The sequence below is a fragment of the Capnocytophaga sp. oral taxon 326 str. F0382 genome (genome assembly GCF_000318295.1).
Lineage (GTDB): Bacteria > Bacteroidota > Bacteroidia > Flavobacteriales > Flavobacteriaceae > Capnocytophaga > Capnocytophaga periodontitidis.
Genome location: NZ_KB291456.1, coordinates 36996 through 46658, shown reverse-complemented (window position 1 = coordinate 46658; position 9663 = coordinate 36996). Strand labels below are relative to the sequence as shown.

Here is a 9663-nt window from a genome sequence, read left to right as displayed (position 1 = left end):
CAAACGTCCCCTCAAGAAAAACTTTTAGGATAGCTTCTTTATACTCTTAACCCCTGAAACCTATCACCTAACCCCTGTTACCTGAAAACAGTGTTTTCCCTCCTCAAAAGTGTAATACACCTTTAAATGATAGCGCTCTGCAATCGATTTTACTATAGCTAAACCCAAACCCGTTGAAGTAGCATCCTGCTCTCCCTTGTGGAAACGTTGGAAAATCTTAGAAGGGTCTAAGCGCATTATATCTTTGGCAGTATTTTTTACTTGAAAACGATTCTCTTCTATCAATATTTGTATATTGCCCCCCTTTTCAGTATATTTTATAGCATTGCGCAATAAGTTTGAAACGAGCACCCTTGCCAAATCAGGATTCATCTCTACTTGAAAATCACTTATTTCTTCTATGTTTACTTCCAATGATTTAAAGGCTATCAAATCACTCAAGTCTTCTATAATATCAGTAGTAAGAGTTTGAAATGAAATATATTCTGCTTGCTTGTATTGTTGATTTTCTATACGAGTGAGCATCAGTAGCGACTTGTTTAGGTGACTCATTCGCATCAACGATTGTTTTACCTCACTCAGTTGCACCAATTGCTTCTCAGTCAGCGACGAATCATTGCTGAGCAGTTCCAATTTGTTGAGCGTGATAGCCAAGGGCGTTTGTAGTTCGTGTGAAGCATTCTCAATAAACACCTTTTGTTCCTCAAACATCACCTCATTACGCTGCCACATCTGTTGGATGTTGTCGTGCAGTATGTTGAACTCTATAACCTCAGTAGTGATAGGTTGTAGAGTAGTTTTACTCCCCACCTCATATTGTCTAATTGCAGAGACAATTCCCTTAAAAGGCTTCCATATTTTGTTGATTACTAATAGATTGATAAGATACATCGAAAACACTAACACCACATAAAGCACCCCCAAGGCAACCGCCAAGTTGAATAATAGGTCATCTTTTTCCACTGTCGAAGTGCGTATCTCAAGCGTATAAGGGTTCATATCGCGGTCGTAGAACCCTGTTTTTAGCACCCTATAAGGCTCATCTTCATCGTCAAAAGGCATATAGAAAAATGCATTGCTAAGGATATTGCGGTCAGAAAAATCTTCTTGTGAAGGGTAGACCCTAAAATCCTCTATACCAAACTCATTCACTTGCAACAGTTCGGGGTGGCGGAGGATATTTTGGATAATAAGCGTCTTTTTATCCTTAAGTCCATCGTCTATATTGTCGTACACTTCATCTAAAATATAAGCGTAGAATACAACTGCCCACACCGCCAAAATCACTAAGAAGGCGAGTGTAAGGTAGCGCAGAGTGTAGTTTTTCAATGATATTTTCATCCTTATACCAATTTGTAACCAATGCCGTAAACCGCTTGTAAATCTATCTCAGCTTCAGCGGTTTTGAGTTTTTTTCGAAGGTTTTTTATTTGCGAATAGATAAAATCAAGGCTGTCTACTTGGTCTATATAGTCACCCCACACAGCTTCAGCGAGTGTCATTTTCTCCACCAATCGATCAGGGCGAATCATAAAGTAGTATAATAGGTCGTATTCTTTGCGATTGAGAGTCAGAGTCTCCTCACCTACCTTCACAGTACGTGTTTTCGGGAAAAGACGTACGTTTTTAAGATGAATCACCTCCTCACCTTGTTGGTTTTTTCTCCGTATAATCGATTTTATCCGAGCCAAGAGTTCTGCCAGGTGAAACGGTTTTGCCAGATAGTCGTCAGCTCCTTTTTCAAGCCCTAACACCTTGTCTTCCACCGAGTCTTTCGCCGATATAATGAGTACCGAGTGGTTCTTTTTCATCGCTTTGAGCTCGTCTAAGAGCTGCATACCACTGCCGTTGGGCAGCATAATGTCCAACAGTATACAGTCGTAGTCGTAATCAGCGAGTTTAGAAAGACCAGAGGTATAATCTTTCGCTGTTTCTACTAAAAAATGCTCTTCTTCAAGAAACTGTCGCAGGGTAAGCCGCAGTTCTTTTTCGTCTTCTATTATCAATATTTTCATACGGGGGCAAAGATAAAGATAATTAGTTAATTAAGCAATTTGTCAATTAGTAATTTTAGTTTGTTATTTTTATATTATTCATATACGTAAGACGAATAGTTATTAAAATATTTTAAAAAATATCGAAAGATTATTTTTGTCTCAAATACCCTTGTAAAGCTTCATTACTCCAAATTTAACAATAAATTAACCTGAAATTCATTTTTAGTAAAAATAATATCTTAAATCTGATGTTTTTATGATTTTAATTTGGTAAAAAGTAAAAAAACAATTCAATATTCATTTTTTTTACAGTTAAAATTTGCAAATTTAGAAAGTGAATAAAATAAAAAATAATCTTATTTAATTTCGTTTGATTATCAAACTACTATATATTTTAAAAAGAAAATATATAAAAAACGAAAAAAAAATTGCTCAAAAAATTTGCATTATGTTAATGTATTCATAACTTTGCCCCAAAATTAATTTATTTCAATAAAGTAATGAAAGTAAAAATATCAATGCTGATTTTCGTTTTTGCATTGTTTAGCGGTGCGCTAATGGCACAAACGAAAGTAACAGGTACAGTTACTGGCGGTGATGGAATGCCACTGCCAAGTGTGAGTGTTGTCATTAAAGGTACAACACGTGGAGTTTCTACCGACTTTGATGGGAAGTATGAAATTCAAGCAAATGCAAATGAGACCCTTGAGTTCATCTCATTAGGGTATGCTACTCAGCAGAAAAAAGTAACTCAAGCTAAAGGGCATCTCACCCTTAATATAGTAATGCAAGAAGAAGCATTACAACTCGGTGGGGTAGTGGTAACCGCTTTGGGTATCAAACGCCAAGAAAAAGCCTTGAGTTATAACATACAACAAGTAAAAGCCGAAGAGCTTACAAAGGTGAAAGATGCAAACTTTGTAAATACTCTCAATGGTAAAGTTGCTGGGGTAGATATCCAGCGTAGTTCTGCTGGAGTAGGTGGAGCTACTAAAGTAGTAATGCGTGGTGCTAAATCCATTAGTGGTGATAACAACGTGCTCTATGTAGTGGACGGGGTGCCTATTGGTAACCAATCCGATAGATCAGGTGATGGTACTTCTTTTGGTTCAGGTCGAGCTTCTGGTGAAGGTATTGCCGACTTTAACTCCGAAGATATCGAAAGTATCAACGTACTCACAGGTCCTTCAGCAGCCGCTCTTTATGGTGCTGCAGCTGCTAATGGGGTAATCCTTATCAATACTAAAAAAGGTCAAGAAGGGAAAATGAAACTTAATGTTTCTTCTTCTGTAGAACTTACGAATCCTCTAATAATGCCAGAATTTCAAAATACCTATGGAAACAAAGCTGGCGATTATAACTCTTGGGGTGATAAACTCTCTACACCTACTTCTTATGACCCTAAAGATTTCTTCAAAACAGGGCTTACGCTTAATAATGCAGTAAACCTATCGGTAGGAAATAAGAATAATCAAACTTTTGCCTCAGCTTCTCATATACAATCGGATGGGATAGTGCCTAATAGTGCTTATCACCGTTATAATATGACTATTCGCAATACTTCTTCTTTCTTAAACGATAAGCTGGAACTTGATTTATCAGCAAGCTATATTCGTCAATACGAACGCAATATGGTTAGCTATGGTACTTATTTCAACCCTATTGTAGGTGCTTATTTATATCCTCGTGGTAATGATTTCGAGCAAGAAAAGTACTTTGAGCGTTACGATGTAGGAGCAGGTTATGCAAAACAATATTGGTCAGTAGGTGGTTTTGGAGCTGATATCCAAAATCCTTATTGGATAGCTTATCGCAATATACGTCCGTTAGCGAAAGATCGCTATATGTTCTCAGGGCAACTCAAATACAATATTTTGAAAAATTTGAATGTAGCCACTCGTTTCCGTATAGATAATACTTATACTGAGAAAGAAGATAAACGTTATGCAGGTACTATACTTACCTATGCCAAAGAAAAAGGTTTTTATAGCTATGCACAGGAAACTTTCCGTCAAAAATATGTAGATATTATGTTGAACTATAATGCTACATTCAAAGAAGATTATAGCCTTTCTGCTAACGTGGGTTCTTCATTTGAGGATTATGATACCAAAGGAAGAGGGTATGGAGGACAATTGCTCCGTCTTGCTAATAAGTTTACTTATAACAATATCGACCCTAATAACTCTGTGCCTATAGAAACAGGTGGTGACAGTAGAAAACGTAACATAGCAGTCTTTGCTTCTGCTGAATTAGGATGGAAATCTTTAGTATATCTTACCCTTACAGGGCGTACCGACTGGCCTTCTCAACTCGTAAACACTAAAGAAGAAGCTATTTTTTACCCTTCTGTAGGTCTTTCAGGAGTACTTACTGAATTGCTCTCTTCTGAACAACGCCAAAAACTATACCCAGTGTTAAGTTTCGCTAAAATACGCAGTTCATATACTGAGGTAGGTTCTCCTATCGCCTATACAGGTCTTACCAAAGGAACTGAAACCAGAGAACTCGTAGGGGGGATACCTCAAGCCTATAAGTATTATCCTCTTCCTGATTTTAAAGCTGAACGTACTCGTTCTTATGAAATAGGTTTAAATACCAAATGGCTTAAAAATACCTTGTCATTCGATGTTACAGTGTATCATTCTAATACCTATAACCAATTGCTCAAAAGAGAATTGTCAAAAACATCAGGATATGACTATATGTTCTTACAAGCAGGTAATATCCAAAACCGAGGTATTGAAATGACTTTAGGTTATAACAAAGAGTTTGAAAAAGGATTCAATTTTGCTACTCATATTACTGCATCAGCAAACCGTAATAAAATTATAGAATTAGGTTCAAAAGTTCAAAACCCTCTTAATCCAGCAGAAACTCTGGACTTTTCTGAAATACAAGTAGGACGCTTCCGCTTGCGTGAAGGAGGTGATATAGGTGATGTATATGATAACAAACGCATCAAACGAGATGCTAACGGATTAGTAGACTATGGTAGTGGTACACTACTTACTGAAAATACTGAACCTTATAAATTAGGTAGCGTAAATCCTGATTGGACTTTAGGTTGGAGTGGTAATGTAGGCTACAAAAATCTCTCTTTGAGTTTCTTGTTCAAAGCACGCCTTGGAGGTATTGTTATTTCCGAAACTCAAAAATGGTTAGATCGCTATGGAGTATCTAAAGCTACTGCCGATGCTCGCGACCTCGGATATGTACAAATGGGTAATTTCAAAGTAAAACCTGAAACTTACTATCGTGCTATTTCTGACCCTGGTATGAACTCTTACTATGTCTATTCAGCTACCAATGTACGTTTGCAAGAAGTAGCTCTTACCTATAGTTTCTCTAAAGAACAATTAGGTAAATCTCTTTCAAATTTGAGTATTTCACTCATTGGTAATAACCTTTGGATGATTTATAACAAAGCTCCTTACGATCCAGAACTTACAGCAACTACAGGTATCACAGGTCAAGGTTATGACAATTGGATGTTACCAAGTTTAAGAGGCTATGGTGTAAGTGTGAAGTTTGGCTTTTAATAATTAAAAAAACGATAATGAAAAAAATAATTATAAACTCACTATTGCTTATAGGTCTTTTTACCACAGCAAGCTGTACAAAAGATTATAAGGATATCAATAAAAATACTTATGGCGTAACCGATGAAGAGTTAGCCAAAAGTGGTATAGTAGGCTATGGTAATAGTTTCCTACAAATGCAACAGTATGTAATTCCTATTGGAGCTCCTGCTAAAACTACAGAGCCTGGTAATGATTTGCAAGTTACCGACCTTATTTCCTCAGGGAACTATATAGGTTATTTCGGGAATAACAACAATTGGAATTTCAATATCGAAGCTACTTGGAATTTCAACGATGGTAGAATGTCTTATGCTTATGAATGCTTTTACACTAAGTTGTTTACCGAATGGAATTCTATTAAAAAATCTATCGGCAACTCTCAAGATGTACAACAAAAAAGAGCTTTAGCCCTTGCTAATATTATCAAAATTACAGCTTGGCTTCGCGCTACTGATGTATTCGGACCTATAGTGTATAGCAATGCTGGTAATGGCGATATAGCTCCATCATTGGATAAACAAGAAGATGTGTACAAAGCAATGTTACAAGAACTTGACCAATGCTTAGCTGTACTTGACAATGGAACTACAGTAATGGCCGATTACGACCTTATTTACGGCGGCAACATTGCTAAATGGAAAAAATTCGCCAACTCTTTGATGTTGCGTATGGCAGTACGAGCTCACTTCAAAGATGCTGCTTTAGCTAATACTTATATAGCTAAAGCTTTGGCAGGAGGAGTGATGACTGAAGCTGCCGATGAAGCTAAAATAGGTAACTCACCTAAACAACCGCTTAAAAACTCTATGATAGCTTCTATAGATTACTCCGAAACTCGTATGGGGCTTACAATATGGTCTTACCTTAAAGGATATAACGATCCTCGTATAGCTGTCCTTTTCAAAAAAGGAACCTATAGAGATGTGGAAGATTATTATGCAGTAGCTCCTACAGCAAGCCTCCCTAAATATGAAGGTATTCGCAATACGGCTTTCTTCGCTTCCAAACCTAACGTAGATGATAACTCACCTTTATCTTGGATGCGTACCTCTGAAGTGTTATTTTTGAAAGCTGAAGCTGCTTTATATGGCTTAGGAGGGCTTTCTGCTTCACAAGCTCAAGGCTTCTACGAAGAGGGTGTGAGAATGTCGTTCCAAGAAATGGGCACCTCTATGCCTTCTAATTATTTGTCAAGTACTAATAAACCTCAAGAATTAAATTCTTATTGGTATGCTCCTTATACTTATGACTTAGTAACTAACAATATTTCACCTAAATGGGATGATGTGCAAACAGGTAAGGAAGAAGAACAACATCTTCAAAAAATTATTACTCAAAAGTATTTGGCAATGTATCCTAATGCAGTAGAAGCTTGGACTGAGTACAGACGCACAGGCTACCCATTAATTATGAAATATCAAGATACCTCTGCGCCTAGCCGCATAGGTTGTCCTACCTGCTTTGTGCCTGAACGATTTAAATATTCTGCTAAAGATTATTTAACTAATAATAAGTTACAAACAGAAGTGCCTGCTTTGTTAGGAGGACCCGATATAGGTGCTACTCGTTTATGGTGGGTACGCCCTAATAGACCACAACAAAATTAACCTTAAATAATAAGAAAAATGAAAAAATATAGTTTTTTATTCTCTTTAGTTATTGTAGCTCTTGCTGCAGTAGGATGTAGTAAGTGGACAGAAACTGAGCGCCTTACTTACGACAACCAAGATGTACAAAAATTAGTATATCTAATTGAAGCGCAAAAAGAATCTGATTTGAATCCTCACATGCGAGAGTATTACAAAAAATTGCGTGAAGAGTACCGCACTAAACCTCGCGTAAAAGGCTTTGGTTGGTTCGGTAACTGGACAGGTAAAGGTGATAACGCTCAAAACTATTTGCGTTGCTTGCCCGATAGCGTAGATTTTGTATCATTATGGGGTACAAGAGGTAAACTTTCTGAAGAACAAAAAATAGATTTGAAATTCTTCCAAGAAGTAAAAGGAGGTAAGGCTCTTTTGTGCTGGATAGTACAAGACCTCGGAGGCCCTTTAACTCCAGTAGGTAAAGACCGTATTCAGTATTGGAAAAACGAAAAAGGTGGTGGTAATTTCAATGAAGGCGTAAAAGCCTATGCTAATGCCATTGCTGATACCATTGAAAAGTATAACCTCGATGGTTTTGATATCGACTTTGAACCTGGCTATGGACATAGTGGTGACTTAGCTGATGTATCTTATATAGGAGATATAGCAGGTGATAATCCTATGCAAGTGTTTATAGAAACCCTTAGTGCAAGGCTTCGTCCCAAAGGACGTATGCTCGTAATGGATGGAGAACCTTATTATCTTTCCAAAGAAACTTCTAAATTGGTAGATCATTATATCTATCAAGCTTATTGGGAAAGAAGTACAAATTCAGTAAAATGGAAAATTCAACAAGGAGACTTGGATGATTGGGAACGAAAAACCATTATCACAGTTGAATTTGAACAAACTTGGCGTACTGGAGGTGTTTCAGGATACAGAAGTGTACGTAATGAGTTGAATAGTATGGAAGGTACTCAAATATTGGATTATGCTACTTTCGATTTGCCAAGTGGTAAACGCATTGGTGGAGTAGGTTCTTATCACATGGAGTATGACTATGCTAACACTCCTGAGTACAAATGGCTCAGAAAAGCTTTGTATTACGGTAATCAAAAATATCCAGGCAATTATCAATAAAACTACTAAAAGTATACAATAATGAAAAAAATAATAGCAGGGCTCGCTATACTAAGTACCTTAGTAGCTTGCCAAGATGAATTATACGACAACGACCTCAAAGAACACAAAGCTAACCAAGCAGTGTATATTGATGGGGGCACCAGCCTTACGGTAAACTTAGCTGAAAATACTGAGTATATAGTGAAAAACTTCTCAGTAAAATTGGTAAGCCCCTCTACAGGAGGTGAATCTGCTACTCTCGAAGTAGGTAATGAGGCACAACTAAAAGCCTATAATGAAGCTAATGGTACTTCTTATGTATTATTACCTTCTTCAATGTATGAAGTAAATAAAAATGTTACTTTCAAAGTATCAGATGCCGTAGGGAATGTCTCTTTAAAACTAAAAAATGTACAATTCCCTTTAGGAAAATCATTTGCCCTTCCTATTAAATTGCGTGGTAATGGTATCAAAACAATTAAAGGACAAGATACTTTTATCATCTTAATAGAACAAGAATTGATAACCAAAGTGTTGAGAATATCAGGATCTGGATCTGAAAAAACTGATGTCTTTCCTAATACTCACACAGTAGATCAATGGACTTTAGAGGTAATGGTGAACCGTAGTGCTTATAATCAAAACAACCGTTCTATTGTAGGTACTAAAGCTGTAGGTGAACCTCTTAATGAAATATACACTCGTTTTGGTGATGTAACTATCCGTCCTAATCAATTGCAAATCAAAACCGGAGCTTCACAAATAGACATCCCTGCTGATAAACTTTCAGCTAAACCTGGTGAATGGTATATGCTTGCTTTTTGGTATGATGGTAAAACTACCAAAGTATTTGTAAATGGAGTAGAAGTAGCCTCTCGCGAAATACGTACAGGTGCTTATTCAGTTACAGGTTTGTGGATTGGCGGTAGCAACGAACTGATACGTGAAGTACGTTTCTGGAAAAAAGCTGTAAATCCTACTGAAATTAAGAAAAATATGTGGAAAACTATCGACCCTAAATCAGAAGGATTATTGTTCTACTACCCACTTAACGGTAAGAAATACGATAGAGCTACCGGTACTATAACTGACGACGAAACTAAACTTTGGGACTGGTCTGCTACTGGAGCTCATATGGCTAAACCAAGCACTGCTACTTTTGATAACAATAGTGGTAATGGTTACGTATTCCCACCAAGACAAAACTAATCTTATCAAATAATAAAGAATAGTAGTATTTTTATACCTCACACCCTTTGCCAAAGTTTATAGCATAAAAGCTATCAAAACTTTGGCAAAGGTTATTTTTTGACACATTCCCCCATCAACACATAAATTGCAGCTTGTTCCTCCCACTTGCAGCTTGTCCCCCTT

The 9663-nt window shown here is 37.0% G+C and carries 6 protein-coding genes; 4 read left to right on the top strand and 2 right to left on the bottom strand.

Features of this window, described 5'->3' with window-relative positions; genetic code table 11:
- Nucleotides 1–63: 63 nt before the first annotated feature.
- Together HMPREF9073_RS12375 and HMPREF9073_RS12370 are read right to left on the bottom strand one after the other, a co-directional pair.
- On the bottom strand, nucleotides 64–1341 hold the full coding sequence (locus tag HMPREF9073_RS12375; protein WP_009414119.1) for a HAMP domain-containing sensor histidine kinase: 1278 nt from the start codon (nucleotides 1339–1341) through the stop codon (nucleotides 64–66).
- A 2-nt stretch (nucleotides 1342–1343) separates the two neighbouring features.
- Nucleotides 1344–2015: a response regulator transcription factor gene (locus tag HMPREF9073_RS12370; RefSeq protein ID WP_009414118.1), complete on the bottom strand. Its 672-nt coding sequence runs from the start codon at nucleotides 2013–2015 to the stop codon at nucleotides 1344–1346.
- Nucleotides 2016–2497: 482 nt separating this feature from the next.
- Here HMPREF9073_RS12370 and HMPREF9073_RS12365 point away from each other — a divergent pair, with 482 nt between their 5' ends.
- Genes HMPREF9073_RS12365 through HMPREF9073_RS12350 form a run of 4 tightly spaced genes read left to right on the top strand, consistent with a single transcriptional unit; the run spans nucleotide 2498 to nucleotide 9498 of the window.
- Nucleotides 2498–5539 (top strand): SusC/RagA family TonB-linked outer membrane protein, encoded by a 3042-nt coding sequence (locus tag HMPREF9073_RS12365; RefSeq protein WP_009414117.1) that lies wholly within the window; start codon nucleotides 2498–2500, stop codon nucleotides 5537–5539.
- A gap of 17 nt (nucleotides 5540–5556) precedes the next feature.
- Nucleotides 5557–7188, top strand: a complete 1632-nt coding sequence (locus tag HMPREF9073_RS12360) for a SusD/RagB family nutrient-binding outer membrane lipoprotein (protein ID WP_009414116.1) — start codon at nucleotides 5557–5559, stop codon at nucleotides 7186–7188.
- 18 nt (nucleotides 7189–7206) lie between these two features.
- Nucleotides 7207–8307: an endo-beta-N-acetylglucosaminidase family protein gene (locus tag HMPREF9073_RS12355; RefSeq protein ID WP_009414115.1), complete on the top strand. Its 1101-nt coding sequence runs from the start codon at nucleotides 7207–7209 to the stop codon at nucleotides 8305–8307.
- 21 nt (nucleotides 8308–8328) lie between these two features.
- Nucleotides 8329–9498 (top strand): DUF1735 and LamG domain-containing protein, encoded by a 1170-nt coding sequence (locus HMPREF9073_RS12350; protein WP_009414114.1) that lies wholly within the window; start codon nucleotides 8329–8331, stop codon nucleotides 9496–9498.
- The last annotated feature ends 165 nt before the right edge of the window (nucleotides 9499–9663 follow it).